The sequence below is a fragment of the Gemmobacter fulvus genome, assembly GCF_018798885.1.
In the GTDB taxonomy this organism is placed as follows: domain Bacteria; phylum Pseudomonadota; class Alphaproteobacteria; order Rhodobacterales; family Rhodobacteraceae; genus Gemmobacter; species Gemmobacter fulvus.
The window spans coordinates 826,605-843,518 of record NZ_CP076361.1 but is presented as its reverse complement, the minus strand read 5'-3'; the positions used below and the strand labels follow the sequence as shown (position 1 = coordinate 843,518).

Annotated in this window: 18 protein-coding genes; 3 read left to right on the top strand and 15 right to left on the bottom strand. The window is 63.7% G+C overall.

Features of this window, described 5'->3' with window-relative positions; translation table 11 throughout:
* Window positions 1-4: 4 nt before the first annotated feature.
* From KM031_RS04145 to KM031_RS04080, 14 genes are all read right to left on the bottom strand, one after another.
* A complete protein-coding gene (locus KM031_RS04145) occupies window positions 5-1,360 on the bottom strand; it encodes a glutamine synthetase family protein (RefSeq protein ID WP_215503295.1) in 1,356 nt (451 codons plus the stop codon).
* Window positions 1,361-1,413: 53 nt separating this feature from the next.
* Window positions 1,414-2,094, bottom strand: a complete 681-nt coding sequence (locus KM031_RS04140) for a type 1 glutamine amidotransferase (RefSeq protein WP_215503294.1) — start codon at window positions 2,092-2,094, stop codon at window positions 1,414-1,416.
* 72 nt (window positions 2,095-2,166) lie between these two features.
* A complete protein-coding gene (locus tag KM031_RS04135; RefSeq protein ID WP_215503928.1) occupies window positions 2,167-3,504 on the bottom strand; it encodes a glutamine synthetase family protein in 1,338 nt (445 codons plus the stop codon).
* Between the two features lie 204 nt (window positions 3,505-3,708).
* Window positions 3,709-4,536 (bottom strand): ABC transporter permease, encoded by an 828-nt coding sequence (locus KM031_RS04130; protein ID WP_215503293.1) that lies wholly within the window; start codon window positions 4,534-4,536, stop codon window positions 3,709-3,711.
* Window positions 4,533-5,414 (bottom strand): ABC transporter permease, encoded by an 882-nt coding sequence (locus tag KM031_RS04125; RefSeq protein WP_215503292.1) that lies wholly within the window; start codon window positions 5,412-5,414, stop codon window positions 4,533-4,535. The genes KM031_RS04130 and KM031_RS04125 overlap by 4 nt, the downstream gene beginning before the upstream one ends.
* Before the next feature lie 59 nt (window positions 5,415-5,473).
* Window positions 5,474-6,196 carry a transporter substrate-binding domain-containing protein gene (locus KM031_RS04120; RefSeq protein WP_215503291.1) on the bottom strand — a complete coding sequence of 241 codons (723 nt, stop codon included), beginning with the start codon at window positions 6,194-6,196 and terminating at the stop codon, window positions 5,474-5,476.
* 52 nt (window positions 6,197-6,248) lie between these two features.
* Window positions 6,249-7,049 carry an ABC transporter ATP-binding protein gene (locus KM031_RS04115; RefSeq protein WP_305798388.1) on the bottom strand — a complete coding sequence of 267 codons (801 nt, stop codon included), beginning with the start codon at window positions 7,047-7,049 and terminating at the stop codon, window positions 6,249-6,251.
* 136 nt (window positions 7,050-7,185) lie between these two features.
* A complete protein-coding gene (locus KM031_RS04110; RefSeq protein ID WP_215503290.1) occupies window positions 7,186-7,953 on the bottom strand; it encodes a phosphate/phosphite/phosphonate ABC transporter substrate-binding protein in 768 nt (255 codons plus the stop codon).
* Complete coding sequence (locus tag KM031_RS04105) at window positions 7,950-8,390, bottom strand: tellurite resistance TerB family protein (RefSeq protein WP_215503289.1); 441 nt, start codon at window positions 8,388-8,390, stop codon at window positions 7,950-7,952. The genes KM031_RS04110 and KM031_RS04105 overlap by 4 nt, the downstream gene beginning before the upstream one ends.
* 89 nt (window positions 8,391-8,479) lie before the next feature.
* Window positions 8,480-9,379: a PhzF family phenazine biosynthesis protein gene (locus KM031_RS04100; RefSeq protein WP_215503288.1), complete on the bottom strand. Its 900-nt coding sequence runs from the start codon at window positions 9,377-9,379 to the stop codon at window positions 8,480-8,482.
* Entirely contained in the window at window positions 9,376-10,155 is a 780-nt protein-coding gene (locus KM031_RS04095; RefSeq protein ID WP_215503287.1) for a 23S rRNA (adenine(2030)-N(6))-methyltransferase RlmJ, read from the bottom strand. The genes KM031_RS04100 and KM031_RS04095 overlap by 4 nt, the downstream gene beginning before the upstream one ends.
* Window positions 10,156-10,235: 80 nt before the next feature.
* Window positions 10,236-11,879 carry a CTP synthase gene (gene pyrG / locus KM031_RS04090; RefSeq protein WP_215503286.1) on the bottom strand — a complete coding sequence of 548 codons (1,644 nt, stop codon included), beginning with the start codon at window positions 11,877-11,879 and terminating at the stop codon, window positions 10,236-10,238.
* Window positions 11,880-12,039: 160 nt separating this feature from the next.
* The gene (gene secG / locus KM031_RS04085; protein ID WP_215503285.1) at window positions 12,040-12,501 is read right to left on the bottom strand and encodes a preprotein translocase subunit SecG; all 462 of its coding nucleotides are present in this window, start codon (window positions 12,499-12,501) and stop codon (window positions 12,040-12,042) included.
* Window positions 12,502-12,616: 115 nt separating this feature from the next.
* Window positions 12,617-13,327: a pyridoxamine 5'-phosphate oxidase family protein gene (locus KM031_RS04080; protein ID WP_215503284.1), complete on the bottom strand. Its 711-nt coding sequence runs from the start codon at window positions 13,325-13,327 to the stop codon at window positions 12,617-12,619.
* Window positions 13,328-13,388: 61 nt separating this feature from the next.
* On the opposite strand from KM031_RS04080, the gene pdxR reads away from it, so the two are divergent.
* Complete coding sequence (gene pdxR / locus KM031_RS04075) at window positions 13,389-14,801, top strand: MocR-like pyridoxine biosynthesis transcription factor PdxR (RefSeq protein WP_215503283.1); 1,413 nt, start codon at window positions 13,389-13,391, stop codon at window positions 14,799-14,801.
* Here the strand turns inward: pdxR and KM031_RS04070 are convergent.
* On the bottom strand, window positions 14,786-15,181 hold the full coding sequence (locus KM031_RS04070; RefSeq protein WP_215503282.1) for a DUF6524 family protein: 396 nt from the start codon (window positions 15,179-15,181) through the stop codon (window positions 14,786-14,788). The genes pdxR and KM031_RS04070 overlap by 16 nt on opposite strands.
* A gap of 143 nt (window positions 15,182-15,324) precedes the next feature.
* Here KM031_RS04070 and KM031_RS04065 point away from each other — a divergent pair, with 143 nt between their 5' ends.
* Both KM031_RS04065 and KM031_RS04060 read left to right on the top strand, forming a co-directional pair.
* Window positions 15,325-16,617: an adenylosuccinate synthase gene (locus tag KM031_RS04065; RefSeq protein WP_215503281.1), complete on the top strand. Its 1,293-nt coding sequence runs from the start codon at window positions 15,325-15,327 to the stop codon at window positions 16,615-16,617.
* 4 nt (window positions 16,618-16,621) lie between these two features.
* Window positions 16,622-16,867, top strand: coding sequence for a DUF2842 domain-containing protein (locus KM031_RS04060; protein WP_215503280.1), 246 nt, complete (start codon window positions 16,622-16,624; stop codon window positions 16,865-16,867).
* The last annotated feature ends 47 nt before the right edge of the window (window positions 16,868-16,914 follow it).

Genomic DNA, 16,914 nt, shown 5'->3' with positions numbered 1-16,914 from the left:
GGTATCAGACGTTCAGCAACAGATGCTGACGCTCCCACGGGCTGATGACTTGCAGGAACTCTTTGTATTCGTTGCGCTTGACCGAATTGTAGACGCCACAGAAGGTCTCGCCCAGCACACCGCGGAAGGCGCTGTCCTCTTCCAGCAGGTCCAGCGCATCACCGAGGTTATAGGGGATGTCGTCGCTGTCGATATAGGCGTTCACCGTGCATTCGGCGCGCGGCAACTTGCCTTCCATCAGGCCCAGATACCCGCAGGCAAGGCTGGCTGCGATGCCCAGATAGGGGTTGCAATCCATGCCGGGCAGGCGGTTTTCCACCCGCCGCGCCTCGGGGCCGGAAATCGGCACGCGCAGGCCGGTGGTGCGGTTGTCGCGGCCCCATTCCAGATTGATCGGTGCGGCAAAATCGGGAACGTAGCGGCGATAGCTGTTCACATAGGGGGCCAGCAGCGCGATGGCGGCGGGCAAGTGGTTCTGCATCCCTGCGATGAAGTGCAGAAACGCCTCGGTCTCGCCGCCCTTCTTGTCGGAAAAGATGTTCTTGCCGGTCTTGCTGTCCACCACCGAATGGTGAATGTGCATGGCCGATCCGGGTTCGCCCGCAATCGGTTTCGCCATGAAGGTGGCAAAACAATCGTGGCGCAGTGCCGCCTCGCGGATCAGCCGCTTGAAGAAGAAAACCTCATCCGCCAGCCGCACCGGATCGCCATGGGCGAGGTTCAGCTCGATCTGGCCCGCGCCGCCTTCTTGCAGGATACCGTCGATCTCCAGCCCCTGCGCTTCGGCAAAGTCATAGATATCGTCGATCACCTTGCCATATTCATCAATGGCCGACATTGAATAAGCCTGTTTCGCGGCAGCGCGCCGCCCGGTGCGGCCCATCGGCGGTTCGATCGGCATATTGGGGTCGATGTTGCGGGCGGTCAGGAAAAATTCCATTTCCGGGGCAACAACCGGGGTCCAGCCCTGAGCCTTGAACAGATCGACCACCCGGCGCAGCACGTTGCGCGGGCTGAACGGCACCGGATTGCCCTGCTGATCCTCGGCGTCATGGATCACCTGCAACGTCACATCCGCGGTCCAGGGCGCGGCGGTTGCGGTGCTGAAATCCGGCACAAGGATCATGTCCGGTTCGGTAAAGGCATCAAACGGGTTATCGGCCCATTCGCCGGTGATGGTTTGCAGGAAGATCGAATTCGGCAGGAAATAGCTGGTCTGCTTGCCGAATTTCGCGGCGGGCATCGCCTTGCCCCGCGCCACACCGGCAATGTCGCCGATCACGCATTCAACCTCATCCACACGGCGGCTGGCAATATAGGTCCGGGCTGCCTCGGGCAGCTTGCTTGTCCAATCGGACATGAGTCACACTCTTGGTTTTGGCCAATGGCCATGAGGGATGTCCAGCGCGGAAGCTACCCGCGCGGGGTTCTGAAAAAGTCCGCAATCCGGCGCGCAATCGTCTGGTCATGGATCGGTGTGCCCAGACGCGCGCCGGCCGCCTGCATCACCGCATCGGGGACAACGCCCTTGCCCCGCGTCTTGATCAGCCCGTCCACGAATTCATCCTTGAATTCAGGGTGGGCCTGCACTGTGAATGCACGGTCGCCATAGACCAGCGCCGCATTTTCACAAAAGCCGTTTGTCGCCACCACATCGGCCATGGCGGGTTTTTCCACCACCTGATCGCGGTGCCACGCATTCAGCGTAAGGGTTTCGCCGTTGAAATCATAGTCGGTCGGGCCAACCGACCAGCCTTTTTCATAGCGCTCCACCTTGCCACCCAAAGCCTGCGCAATGATCTGATGGCCAAAGCAGATGCCGACCAGCGGCACCGCCTCGGCATAGGCCGTGCGGATCAGCGCTTCCAGCGGCTTGATGAAAGGGTGATCTTCGTAGACCCCATGGCGCGAGCCGGTGATCAGCCAGCCGTCGCATTCATGCACATCGGCGGGAAATTCCATGTCCACCACACGATACGTGCGGAAGGTGAACCCCTCGTCGCGCAGCAGGCGCGCAAACATATCGGGGTAATCGCCCATCTCTGCTGCCAGAGTGTCGGGCGCGAGGCCGGTTTGCAGGATGCCGATCAGCATGGAAGGTCCGCTATTGATGCAGGGAAAATGTAGCAACCCGCCCCCCTTGTCGGCAAGGGGGGCGGTGTCGCGTCACACGGTGTCGAGATAAAGCTCGACCTGTTCTTCCGGCGTCAGTTCGGCCAGATAATGCAGCTCCTGCCGCTTGGTCAGCACATAGTTGCGGATCAGCTCTTTGGGCAGGAACCGCGACAGCGTATCCGAGGAATCGAAGGCCTCGATTGCGGCTTCCCAGCTTTCGGGGATCTGCGGCAGACCCTCCATCGCATAGGCATTGCCGGTGATCGGGGCCGCCGGTTCCTGCGCATCCTCGATGCCGTTCAGCGCCGCACCCAGAATGGCGGCCAGCATCAGATAGGGGTTCACATCGCCGCCCGCGATCCGGTGTTCGATCCGCCGCGCCGAAGGGCTGCCCGCCGGGATGCGGATCGAGGCGGTGCGGTTCTCATAACCCCAGCTGATCGCGGTGGGCGCGTGTTTGCCCGGAACCAGCCGTTCATAGCTGTTGGCATGGGGCGCGAAGATCAGCGTGGAATCGTGCATCGCATTCAGGCAGCCCGCCACCGCATGACGCAGCACCGCCGTGCCTTTCGGCCCACCGCTGTCAAAGATGTTCTCGCCCTTGGCATCCAGCACCGAAAAATGCGTGTGCAGGCCAGAGCCGGAATATTCCGGATAGGGTTTCGCCATGAAGCTGGCGGCAAAGCCATGGCGCCGCGCCAGACCCTTCACCAGCATCTTGAACAGCCAGGCATCATCGGCGGCGCGCAGGGCGTCGTCGCAATGCATCAGATTGACCTCGAACTGGCCCAGGCCGGTTTCCGATGTGGAAGTATCGGCCGGAATGTCCATCGCCTCGCAGGCGTCATAGAGATCGGTAAAGAAAGTATCAAAGGCGTCCAGCGCCCGGATCGACAGGGTTTCCGACGCCTTGCGCCGCTTGCCCGACCGGGGCGAGGGCGGCACTTGCAGCGATTTGCCCGAATCGTCGATCAGGAAGAACTCCAGCTCCATGGCGCAGACCGGGGTCAGCCCCTTGGCCTTGTAGCGGTCCACCACGGCGCGCAGCGCATGGCGCGGGTCGCCTTCATAGGGGGTGCCGTTTTCGCGGAACATCCAGATCGGCAGCAGCGCGGTTGGCGCTTCCAGCCAGGGCATCGGCATGAAGCCGCGTTCGGTGGGTTTCAGCACGCCATCTTGGTCGCCCTGTTCGAACACCAACGGGCTGTCGTCGATGTCTTCGCCCCAGATATCGAGGTTGAGGACAGAGAAGGGGAAGCGCGTCCCGTTCTTGACCACATTTTCGGCAAAGCGTGCCGGGATGCGCTTGCCGCGCGCCTGCCCATTCAGATCGGCAGCCGCCACACGGATCGTGCGCACCTCGGGGTGCTTTCTCAGCCAGTCTTTCATTCTCTCACACGTGAAGGCCTTGGCACGGATCACACCGCGCCACAGCAGGCCATCAGCCTGAAACGGGGCGGGTATGAGGACCATGCCCTTGGTCCTTTCTCCCTTTTTCGATCCTGTCTCCGTCCGCACCCGCCCGTTGGGGCAGGGGACGCCACGTGGTGTGGTCCGGGCGACGGCCCGAAGAATTTGATCAAATATAGCCTACTATCGGATCAGCTGTGGACGCAAGCGAATTTTGCTGCGGGTGTTGCTTGGCAGGTGCCGGTTCAGCCGTCTGTTCACAAAACCGAACACACCGATCAGCGCGAAGGTCAGAAGGATGAAATAAAAGGCGACGATCGGATAGGGCACAAAGGGGTTGAAGGTCTTGTCCGCAAAGTAATTGGCGTAATAGAGCGCGTCACCCCGCTGCTGGAACGCCGGAAAGCCGGAAAAGAATACCAATGTGGTGGCGTGGAACAGGAAGATCGCCTCGTTGGTATAGGCGGGCCAGCCCAGCCTCAGCATGGTGGGCCACTGGATCCGGCGATATTTGGCCCAGCCGGTCAGCCCGTATGCCTCGGCCGCCTCAAGATCGCCCTTCGGGATCGAGCGCAGCGCGCCATAGAAGATTTCGGCGGTATAGGCGGCGGTATTCAGGAACAGCACGATCAGCGCCCCGGCCCAGGCCGAGGTGAGCCAGGCCGTGGGAATATGCAGGCCGAACAGGTCGATGCCGCCGCGTGGCAGCATCACCAGCGCCGCATAGGCCAGAAAGAACTGGATGAACAAGGGCGAGCCGCGGAACACGAAGATGAACCACTCCGCAGGCTTGCGGATCCACGGATTCTGCGCCGCCTTGGCCATGGCCAGCGCATTGGCCAGAAAGAAGCCGAAGGTCAGCGCCAGCACGCCGAAATAGATGTTCCAGATCAGGCCCGATCCGATGAGCGTGAATTGCTGGCACAGGGTGAAGTCCGTGCGCGGCAACAGCTTTTCGCCATAACCGAGGCTTCGGAAGGCATATTGACCGATGGTTTCAAGGCAGCTCATTGCACGACCCTCCGCTGGGCTTCACCGGCGGCGGTGGCCTGTCCTTTGCTGAGCCGGGCGGACAGCCGCCCCAGCACGATTTCCGAACAGCGCGTCATCACCAGATAGACCGCGAGCAGGAACAGAAAATACCACAGGCGCCAGTCCGGGTGCGGAAAGGCATAGGCCTGCGTCTTGGCGCTGCCCAGCTCGCGCGCCCAGTAAACGATGTCCTTGACCCCCAGCAGGAACAGCAGCGGCGTGGCCTTGATCAGGATCATCCACAGATTCGACAGGCCGGGCAGGGCATAGACCCACATCTGCGGCACAAGGATGCGGCGGAACACCTGCCGGGGCGTCATGCCATAGCTTTCGGCGGTTTCAAGCTGCGCCCGCGGCACAGCCCCCATCGCACCATACAGCACATTGGCGGCAAAGGCACCGAACACGATGGCAAAGGTGAACACCGCCAGCGCAAAACCATAGAGCTGATGCCAGATCTGCGCCGAATTGCCCAAGGGCACCTTGGCTTCGGGGCAGACGCGGAATTCCATGCCCTGACGGATCGGTTGCGTCCAGTCCGGGCAGACCACCTGATGTTTCATCCACTCGATCCCCTGATCGAGCGCGATGACGAAAAACAGGAAAAACACGATATCGGGCACACCGCGCACCATCGCGGTATAGCCCTTGCCGAACAGCCGGATCGGCAGCACATGGCTGCGCGCCGCCATCGCCCCGCCAAAGCCGAAGGCCATGGCCACGGGGGCCGTGACCGCCAGCAGCGTCAGCACCGTCAGGAAAGACCAATAGAAATCAATGTGTTTTCCGGTGGTCAGATAGCATATGAGCCAGGATAGGCCCTCAAGTGTCTTGGGGTCGGCGCAGGAGCTGAACATGGGCGGTCCGGGGATATAAAATGCCCCTGCCGACAATACGGCAGGGGCGGGTCAAAGCATCAGAACTTCTTGGTTTCTGCGCCGAAGTGTTTTTCGATGGCGGCATTGAGCGTGCCATCGGCCTTCATGGATTTGATCGCTTCGTCGAACTTGCCGCGCAGCTCGTCATCGCTGTCACGGAAGCCCATGCCGACGCCGCCGCCCAGAGCGACTTCTTCGCCCACGAAGGTCAGCTCGCCATTCGACTGGTCGACATAGGGTTTCAGGAAGTCCTTGTCGGCAAACACCGCCACGGATTCGCCATTGCGCACGGCGGCGATGGTTTCATCGGGGGTGGCGAATTCCAGCAGCGTGGCCCCGGATTCAGCCACATACCCTGCCTGAATCGTGCCGGTCTGCGCCGAGACGACGCCGCCCTTGATATCGGCATCAGCCGTCAGCCCGACATAGGCCGAAGCGGCCGGCGGGAAGTAGTTTTCCGAAAAATCAAGCACTTCTTCACGCTCGTCGGTGATGCTCATCCCGGCGATGATCACATCATAATTGCCCGATTGCAGGTTCGGGATGATCGAATCCCATTCGTTGGTGACCCATTCGCAGGTCAGCCCGGCGCGTTTGCACAGCTCGTCGCCCACTTCACGCTCAAAGCCCGCCACATTGCCGGCATCGTCGATGAAGTTGAAGGGGGGGTAGGCGCCTTCGGTGCCCAGACGCACGGTCTGCGCCGCCGCCATGCCGGTGGACAAAGCCATGAGCGCGGTGGCCAGGATCAGCTTTTTCATTATGGTCTCCCGTTGGATAGCTGTTGGTGGCTGTGGTATTTTGGAGCCTGTTTCAGGCCATCGTCGCAGACAGGAAGCCGCGCAGACGCTCGGTCTGCGGGTTTCCGAACAGGGTTCCTGGCGGGCCTTCCTCTTCGATCCTGCCCTGATGCAGGAAGATCGTGTGATCGGATACATCCGCCGCCAGTTTCATGTCATGGGTCACGATGATCATGGTGCGCCCCTCTTCGGCCAGCGCCTTGATCACCTTGACCACCTCTTGTTCCAGCTCGGGGTCAAGCGCAGAGGTCGGTTCATCAAACAGCAGGGCACGGGGTTCCATGCACAGGGCACGCGCAATTGCCGCGCGTTGCTGCTGGCCACCCGACAGTTGGGCGGGCCAAGCATCGCATTTTTCGACAATGCCCACTTTGGCCAGATATTCGCGCGCCTTGGCTTCCACTTCGGCGGGATCGCGTTTCAGAACGGTCACCGGCGCCTCCATCACATTTTGCAGGATGGTCAGGTGGGACCACAGGTTGAACTGCTGGAACACCATCGACAGATTGGTGCGGATCCGCAAGACCTGCGCCTTGTCGGCAGGGTGCCGGTGAAGGCCGCTGCCCTTCCAATGCACCGCTTCGCCTTCAAACAGGATCTCGCCCTGCTGGCTGTCCTCCAGCAGGTTGCAGCAGCGCAGCAAGGTCGATTTGCCGGACCCGGACGAGCCGATGAGGGAAATCACATTCCCCTTCGGTGCCTTCAGGTCCACGCCCTTCAACACTTCCAACTGGCCATAGCTCTTGTGGAGGTCACGAATTTCAATCACCGGCACGTCGGAGTCCGGGGTTCTGGCAATACGGTCGGCAGTCACGGTTTCTCGCTTATCGTTGGCCTCAGAAGGCTCCCTGACGACGAAGTAGGGACGAAATTCCGGCGCTTTGCAACGGCATTTGTGTCGAAACAATCAGCGCTGCCTGCAAAACGAGCAGTGACCTTGCGCAAAGTGATCAATCGGCTGCCAGAACGGGCGCAGGCGGGATCGGAATGGCAAGATAGGCGTCGGGCGGAATCGCCACCAATCCACGCAGGCCAAGGGCAGCCCTGTCCGCTGGCCGCAGGGCTGCAATGGCGGCCTGAATGGCGGTGAACAGCGGGGCCGGGTCGCGCGATCTTGCGGTGATATAGGGCAGGCCGGGCGTCGGTGCGCTGTGCCCGATCACGCGCAGCTGCGTGGCAAGGGCCGGATCATGGGCGCAGAGCAACCGCCATGTCACCGCATCCAGCGCGGCCCAATCGGCCCGCCCGGCGGCCACCGCCTGCGCCGACAGCACATGGCCGCCACTGCGCAGCACCGGGGTCAGCGGCAGGCCAAGCGCCGCCACATGATTCGCCGCCGCCGCCCAGCCCGATTGCGACAGGTCTTCGTTGAAGGCAAAGCCCGTCTGCGCAAAGGCCGCCAGACCGCTGCGCGGATCATCGCGCCGGGCGATGAAGACGCTGTAATAATGGCCGGGCGGGCAGCCTTCGATGCCATAATCCGGGGTGCCGATCAGCGTCACCTGCCCATGCAGCCGCGCGCGATAGGGAAATCCGCAGGTCTGCGACAGCAGCAGATCGGGCGATTGCCAACCGTCCCACCAGGCGCGGGCATCGCGGGTCAGCCCGTCGGGCGCGGCAATGCCATCGGCGCGCAGGTGATCCCGGATCAACGCCCAATACCGGTCAGTGGTCGCGGTCAGTTCGGCCCGGTCATACATGCCAAGCGCGGCAATCATGCGCCGCGCTCCACCCTTTGCCGGGCCAGGGCCGAGTCGCGGTCGGTGAGGCCCAGCAGATTGGCGACCAGCCGGATGATCTGATCCTCTTCATCGCCCCGGCCACCATCGGCCAGCGCCACCGACCACAGGCCCTCCATCAGGGCGGCCCGCTGGTCCAGCGGCACCGCCTCTTTCAAGGCGCGGGTGAAGCGGACGGTATCGGGGGCCTCGGTCTCCAGCTGTTCGGCCTCGGCGCGCAGCTGCGCGGCGGCAAAGGGCGACAGCTGATACAGAGCCGCCAGAACACGGTCGATCCGCAGCGCCTCGGTGGGATCATAGGTGCCATCGGCACGGGCCACGCGCACCAGAAGCGCGGCAAGGGCCAGATGCGCCTCGGGGGCGGCAAGGGCGGTGGGGGCGGGGGCCAGCAAACGGCGGAGCAATGCGTCAAACATGGCCGCAGCCTAACCCGCAGCGGCAGGTCTGTCCAACCGGCGGCGACCTCATCTTGCCGTGAACAGGACAGGAGCCCCGCGCAGCCCAGTCAGGGGCGGCGCATCTGCCCTTGCGAGATATGCACTGCTGTTCCACGGATCCGCATCGCGGTAATGCCCTCCGCCGCGTAATCCACCGTCAAGGTCAGGGTGGACGGGCGCCCCATCTCGACCCCCTGATGCAGCGTGAAGCTTTGCGTGCCGGGCCGCAGCACACGGGCCGCGCGCAACTGCGCGGCCAGAATCGCGGTGGCAGAGCCGGTGGCCGGATCTTCGGGAATGCCCGCCGTGGGCGAAAACATCCGCGCCTGAAAGTCACACTCCACCCCGGGCGTGTAAAGATAGGCGCTGTCCACCCCAGCGCGGTCCATCAGTTCGGACCAGAAGGGTTCGATCGGGCGGGCGCGGGCCAGCACCTCAAGATCCGCGACGGGCACATACAGGAACGACGGCCCGCCCTGCCAGATGCCGGGCTGATGGCTGGCAAAGCCAAGGTCTTGCGGCACCAGATCCAGTGCCTGCGCGATCAGCTCTGGCGCTGCCGTGCCCGGGGCCGCGCTGGGCAGAACCGGGGCGGTGAACTCGGCCTCGATCTCCTCGCGCCGCCGCACCACGCGCACCGGCACCAGTCCGGCCTCTTCTTCCAGCAGGATCTCGGTGGAAAAATCGCCCTCGGGCTGGGTCGAGGTGGCCAGCAGAATGGCGCAGCCGATGGTGGGATGGCCGGCAAAGGGGATCTCGGCTGTCGGAAAAAAGATGCGCACGCGGGCGGTATGGGCCGGATTGACCGGCGCCTGCACAAAGATCGTTTCCGACAGGTTGAATTCGCGGGCCATGGTCTGCATGTCCTGCGCCGAAAGATCATCGGCCCCCAGAACCACCGCAAGCGGATTGCCGCAATAGGGCGTGGCGGTAAAGACATCAAGCGTATGAAATTGAAGCGATGTCATTTCAAGCCTTTGAAAATACGGGTGATGTCTGCCGCCGCCTCTGCCGTGCCCCAGGGCGGGTTCACGATGAACATGCCCGATCCGATCATGCGATGCCCGTCGCGCACCGGCGGAAAGCGCACTTCGTGGCGCAGGTGATCCGGGTGATTGCCTTCCAGCGTCTCCAGCATCTGCACATGCGCGCCCGAGGTCAGGATCGGATACCACAGCGCCAGGATGCCGACGTTCCACTTGCGCGACACGGCCAGCAGGTGCTTGGGAATGGTGACGTAATCCTCTTTCACCTCATAGGACGGATCCACCAGCATCAGCCCGCGCCGCGGGGTCGGCGGGGTGAGGGCGAGGGCGGTCTGAAATCCGTCCTGCTTGTAGACATGCGCGCCCCAGTCCGACAGCGTTTCGGCCAGCGCCTTGTGTTCCTGCGGATGCAACTCGGCCAGATGCAGCGTGTCCTGCGGCCGCAGGCACAGCGCCGCCAGCAGCGGCGAGCCGGGATAGGCGGCATCGCCATAGCGGGCGCGCACTTCCGACAGGCGCTGGCGATAGGGATGCCCCGGTGCGAAAGCCCGCTCCAGCACCGAAATACCCGACTCCGCCTCGCCGGTTTTCAGCGCCTCGTCTGATCCCAGATCATAGAGGCCGCGCCCCGAATGGGTTTCGATATAGCTGAGCGGCTTGTCTTTTTGCGTAAGGTAATCAAGCACCTGGCAAAGCAACGCATGCTTTTGCACATCTGCGAGATTTCCGGCGTGATAAATATGTTGATACGACAGCATGGCATAGGCGTAACGAGGCACAGGCGGCGGCGCAAGAGCCTGTTCTTACGCCGGTTTTCCTGTGCCTGTTTGTCGCGCCCTTACACCAGGCGCGACACTTCCAGCGCGGCGCGCACAAAATCGGCGAACAGCGGATGCGGGGCGAAGGGTTTGGATTTAAGCTCGGGGTGGAACTGCACGCCGATATACCACGGATGGTCCTTCACCTCGACGATTTCCGGCAGGCGGCCATCGGGGCTCATGCCGGAAAAGATCAGGCCGCAGCTTTCAAGCTGTGCCTTGTAGCGGGTGTCGACCTCATAGCGGTGACGGTGGCGTTCCTCGATCTGGGTGCTGCCATAGACCTGCGCCACCCGCGATCCGGGGGTGAGCGTGGCGTTATACGCGCCCAGCCGCATCGTGCCGCCCTTGTCGTCACCGAGTTTGCGCGCGACGACGTGATTGCCCTGAATCCATTCCTTCAGGTGATAGACCACCGGCGTAAAGCGCTTCGCGCCGGATTCGTGGTCGAACTCCTCCGATCCCGCATCGGTCAGACCGGCCAGATTGCGGGCAGCCTCGATCACTGCCATCTGCATCCCGAGGCAGATGCCCAGATAGGGGATGCCTTTTTCGCGGGCATATTGTGCCGCCTTGATCTTGCCTTCGGTGCCGCGTTCGCCAAAACCGCCCGGCACCAGAATGGCGTGAAAGCGTTCCAGAAGCGGCGCGGGGTCTTCGCGTTCAAAGATCTCGGCGTCGATCCATTCGGCCTTCACGCGGGTGCGGTTGGCCATGCCGCCATGGGTCAGCGCTTCGGCAATGGATTTATAGGCATCTTCCAGCTGGGTGTATTTGCCGACAATCGCCACCCGCACTTCGCCTTCGGCGTGGACCAGCCGGTCCATCACATCTTCCCAGCGCGCCATGTTCGGCTTGGGCGCGGGTTCGATGCCAAAGGCGTTCAGCACCGCCTGATCCAGACCTTCGCGATGATAGGCGAGCGGGGCCTCGTAGATGGTTTTCAGGTCATAGGCCGCAATCACCGCATCCTTGCGTACATTGCAGAACAGCGCGATCTTTTCGCGCTCTTTTTCCGGGATCGGATGTTCCGACCGCAGCAGCAGCACGTCAGGGGCAAGGCCGATGCTCTGCAATTCCTTGACCGAATGCTGGGTGGGTTTGGTTTTCAACTCTCCGCTCGCCGCCAGATAGGGCAACAGCGTCAGGTGCATCAGGATACATTCGCCGCGCGGGCGTTCGTGAATGAACTGGCGGATTGCCTCGAAGAAGGGCAGGCCTTCGATATCGCCGACGGTGCCGCCGATCTCGCACAGCATGAAATCGACCTCTTGTTCGCCAATGCGCAGGAAGTCTTTGATTTCATTGGTCACATGCGGGATGACCTGAATGGTCTTGCCCAGATAGTCGCCCCGGCGTTCCTTTTCCAGCACGGTGGAATAGATGCGGCCCGAGGACACGCTGTCGGTCTTGCGGGCGGACACGCCGGTGAAGCGTTCGTAATGGCCAAGGTCGAGATCGGTTTCCGCGCCGTCATCTGTCACAAAGACTTCGCCATGTTCAAAGGGCGACATCGTGCCGGGGTCGACGTTCAGATAGGGGTCAAGCTTGCGCAGCCGCACCGAATAACCCCGCGCTTGCAGCAGGGCACCCAAGGCGGCAGAGGCAAGCCCCTTGCCGAGGGAGGACACCACGCCGCCGGTGATGAAGATATAACGTGCCATGCGGTGGACCCCCGTGAATGTCGAAATCAAGCTGTCGATTCGCCCTTCAGGCAACGCAGCATCACGGGAGTTGAGCCTTAGCCGAGTTTTCGGCAAAGCGCAACAGACCCGCTAGATGCTGTCGCTGTCCGCGACAGGCAAACAAGTTTTTGTGGTCAGATCAGTTGTTGGTCGCGGGGGCTGCGGGCGCTGCCGGGGCAGTGCCTTCGACCGGAGCCGTGCCTTCTGCCGGGGCCGTGCCCTGTGCAGGGGCGGTGCCCTGATCGGCGCGCGGCGGGGCCAGCGGGGCATCGGTGCCTGTGGGCGGCAGCAGATCCGACCCAAGCGGCGCTGCGGGCTGCTGGGCTGCCGGTGCGGTGCCGCCGAACTGATCGACGACCGAGCCGCCATCGGCGCTGCGGGCCGCGATGATCGTCAGCGTGACCGAGGTCACGATGAAACCGGCGGCAAAGATCCAGGTCAGCTTGGTCAGCGCGGTCGCTGCCGCACGGCCGGACATCACGCCATTGCCGCCACCGCCGCCCCCCATGCCGAGACCGCCGCCTTCGGAGCGCTGCAACAGCACGACGCCGATGAGCAGAAGCGCGAGGATCAGGTGGATGGTGAGAATGACGTTTTCCATGGGGCCGCCGTATATGTGCTGACGCGCCTATCTAGGCGGATGGGGGCAGGGGCGCAAGCCCATTGCCACCAGATCCGGGCGCTTGCGCAAGATGGCCCCTGCGCAAGCGGCGCTGTCACTCGGGCTGATAGAGCTTTTGGGCGGCCAGCAGTGCCACGTCCAGACGGCTGCCGGGGGCGTAAAGATCCAGCTCGGCGGGGCGCGTCACGCCTGCGGGCAGATGCGGGCTGTCGGTGGCGGCGCGGATCACCGTCTCCACCGGGATCACCCCGGCCCAGATCGGCAGGCCGAGGTCTTCGTCTTCATCGCCCACGCCCGCATCGCGGACCTTGGCGCTGGCCTCCTCGATCCTCATCTTGATGACCATGGTGGCCTTTGCCTCTTGCGGCGTGATGGCGCGCAGCGATCTGGCCCGGTTGGGAAAGAAGCGGTCGGTGACGGCATGCAGTTGCTGCATCTTTTCGGCCGGATCATCGACCATCTGCGCCGTGCCGAAACACATGGCCGATCGGTAATTGGCCGAATGGTTGAAGCCGGAGCGCGCCAGCACCAGCCCGTCCAGATGGCTGACTGTCACACAGACCGGCGTGCCGCCTTTCTGATTGCGCAGCATCCGGCTGGCCGAGGAGCCGTGCCAATACAGCATGTCGCCCTCGCGCCAATGGATCGTGGGGGTGCAATAGGGCTGGCCGTCGATCACATAGGCGACGTGGCACAGAAACCCGGCGTCCAGCACGGCATGGACGGCCTCGTGATCATATTGCGCCCGGTCGTGGCGGCGCTTGGCGCGGTTGCGGGGGGAAACGGGGTAGCTTGCATCGGTCATGGCTGTTCTCGCTTGTGTCCGGCCTGCCTATCGCAGAATATTGGTTTGAAAGAGGTCCAATATGGCGCAGATAAATCAGACCAATGTGCCGGATTGGTCGGCGCTGATCCCGGTCTTGCCGCAGGGCGGGCCACGGCGGCGGGCGCTTTATGCTGAACTGCGGCGACTGATCGAAAGCGGGGCCCTGCCGCCGGGGGCCAAACTGCCACCGTCACGCGACCTAGCGACACGGCTTGGGCTGGCACGCGGTGCGGTGGTTGCGGCCTTCGAGATGCTGGTGGCGGATGGGTTTGCCGAGGCGCGGGTGGGGGCGGGTACCTTCGTGGCCGGGGCGGTGCCACATGTGCCGGTGGTGGGGCCGGTGGCGGCGCCCCTGCCGGAACCCGCCGCCTTGCCCGGCGATCTGGGGCTGGCGCTGGCCGACCGGCGCACGCTGGATCAGTTCCGCGCCATCCTGCACCGGCAGATGGCCCGCCCGCCCGCCGCTCAATTCGCCTATGGCGATGCGCGCGGCGATGCCGGTCTGCGGGCCGAGGTGGCAGAGTATCTGCGCATGGCGCGCGGGGTGCGCTGCCATGCCGACCAGATCCTGCTGACCAATGGCACGCAGGGCGCGCTGGACCTGATCGCGCGGGTGGTGCTGGGGCCGGGCGATGCGGTCTGGGTCGAGGATCCGGGCTATCCGATGGCCAAGGCGGCACTGTGCGAGATGCGTCTGATCCCGGTGCCGGTGGATGCGCAGGGGCTGGATGTCGCGGCGGGGATCATCGCCTGTGCGGGCGCGCGGGCCGCTTATGTCACGCCGTCACACCAGTTTCCGACCGGGGTGGCTCTGTCGATGCCACGCCGTCTGGCGCTGCTCGACTGGGCGGCGCAGGCCGGGGCCTGGATCATCGAGGATGATTATGACAGCGAGTTCCGCCATGCCGGGCCACCGCTGACGGCGCTGCAAGGCATGGATGGGCAAGGACGGGTGATCTATGTCGGCACCTTTTCCAAGGCGCTGTTCCCCGGTTTGCGCATTGGTTATCTGGTGCTGCCCGAGGCGCTGCTGGCGCCGGTGATCGCGCTGCGGCGTCGGGTGGACCGCTATCCGCCGGTGCTGGCCGAGGCGACGCTGGCCGAATTTCTGCGCGAAGGCCATTTTGCCAGCCACCTGCGCCGGGCGCGGCGCGGCGTGCGGGCGGCGCGGGACGCACTTGTGGCGGCGCTGGACGGGGCCGGGTTTGCGGTGCAGCCACCGGAGCAGGGGCTGCATCTGCTGCTGCCGCTGCCTGACGGCTGCGATGACCGCGCGATGGCACAGGCGGCGCGGCTGCAGGGGTTCGGTGTGCGGGCGCTGTCTCCGATGTATCTGGCGGCGGCGCAAAGCGGGCTGGTGATCGGCTTTTCCGGCTTTGCGCCCGAGGTTATGGCACAGGCGGCCCGGCGCGGCAGTGCGGTCTGGGGCGTTGCGCCCTATTCATCCACCTGATCGACGGTGGCCTGCCCCGACAGCTTCTGCCGCAGGATAGACCAGCTCAGCCCGACCCCGAGGATCAGCGACAGCGCAAGAATACCCAACCACAGGTTCAGATCGCGGTTGCTCAGCGTCAGAAAGCCCAGATCGCTGAAAAACCACACCGCCACGCCAAAGATCGCGGCGATGAAGGCAATGCCTATCACGCCGATCGACCGCAGCGTGGCGGCGATATAGATCATGTATCCCAGCGCCAGCAGCAACCCGAGCAGGATGGCCAGCGGCATCTGGCTGGCAAAATTCGCCTCGGCCCAGCGGATATAGTTCCAGTCGGTCGGATTGAAGGTGGCCGACAGCAGCACAAACGCCCCGAGCCAGCGCAGAAAGATACCCATGATCGCCCCCGTTTTGGGATCTTGGTGCCCTGCCGCGCGCATCCTGTCCAGTGCCGCGCGGCGGTCGCGGTGATTTTCTGCTATCCCCGGCGGCGGGGCATCGCTATACGGACGCGGGTTTGAACTCTGCCAAAGGATCGGACATGGCCAATGTCGTCGTCGTCGGCGCCCAATGGGGCGATGAGGGGAAGGGCAAGATCGTTGACTGGCTCAGCGAACGCGCCGATGTGATCGCGCGCTTTCAGGGCGGTCACAATGCAGGCCATACGCTGGTCATTGACGGCAAGGTTTACAAGCTGTCGCTGCTGCCCTCGGGCATCGTGCGCGGTGGCAAGCTGAGCGTGATCGGCAATGGTGTGGTGCTGGATCCCTGGCATCTGGTGACCGAGATCGAAAAGCTGCGCGGGCAGGGGGTCGATATTTCGCCCGAAAACCTGATGATCGCCGAAAACGCCCCGCTGATCCTGCCGCTGCATGGCGAGCTGGATCGCGCGCGCGAAGGCAATACCGGCGTGGCCAAGATCGGCACCACCGGGCGCGGCATCGGCCCGGCCTATGAGGATAAAGTCGGTCGTCGCGCGATTCGTGTGGCCGATCTGGCCGATGAGAAAACGCTGGAGCTGCGGATCGACCGGCTGATGGCGCATCACGATGCGCTGCGTCGCGGGCTGGGCATGGAGCCGCTGGACCGTGCGGCGCTGCTGGCGCAACTGAAAGAGATTGCGCCGCAGGTGCTGCCCTATGCCGCGCCGGTGTGGAAAGTGATGACCGAGGCCCGCCGCGCGGGCAAACGCATCCTGTTCGAAGGGGCGCAGGGCGCGCTGCTCGACATTGATTTCGGCACCTATCCCTTCGTTACCTCGTCCAACGTGATCGCCGGTCAGGCCGCGACGGGCGTGGGCCTTGGCCCGACGGCGATTGATTTCGTGCTGGGCATCGTGAAGGCCTATACCACCCGCGTCGGTGAAGGCCCGTTCCCGGCGGAACTGTTCGATGCCGATGGCGACCGTCTGGGCGAGCGCGGCCATGAGTTTGGCACCGTCACCGGACGCAAGCGCCGCTGCGGCTGGTTCGATGCGGTGCTGGTGCGCCAGACCTGCGCCACCTCGGGCGTGTCGGGTATCGCGCTGACCAAGCTCGACGTGCTGGACGGGTTCCCGGTGCTGAAGATCTGTGTCGGCTATGAACTCGACGGGACGCGGCTGGATTATCTGCCGACGGCGGCGGATGCTCAGGCCCGTTGCATCCCGATCTATGAAGAGATGGAAGGCTGGAGCGAATCGACCGCCGGCGCGCGCAGCTGGGCCGATCTGCCCGGGGCCGCGATCAAATATGTGCGCCGGATCGAAGAGCTGATCCAGTGCCCGGTCGCCCTATTGTCCACCAGCCCGGAACGGGACGATACCATTCTCGTCACCGATCCCTTCGCGGATTGATCGGATGGCGCTGAGCTACAAGGCCCGCAGGCGGCTGTCGCTTCTGGTGCTGATCATCGGGATGCCGCTTTACATCGTGGCGGCGGTCAGTCTGGTGAACTGGGCCGATGGCCGCTTTGGCCGCTTGCCGATCTGGGCGGAATTCGCGGTCTATGTCGGGCTGGGCTTCCTGTGGGCGCTGCCGTTCAAACGCCTGTTCAAGGGCGTGGGCCAAGCGGATCCGGCGGCCCGGCGCGACAGCACCGACTGAGCCGCGCGGGACATCATATAGGAAAAAGGCGGAAGGGAGATCCCTTC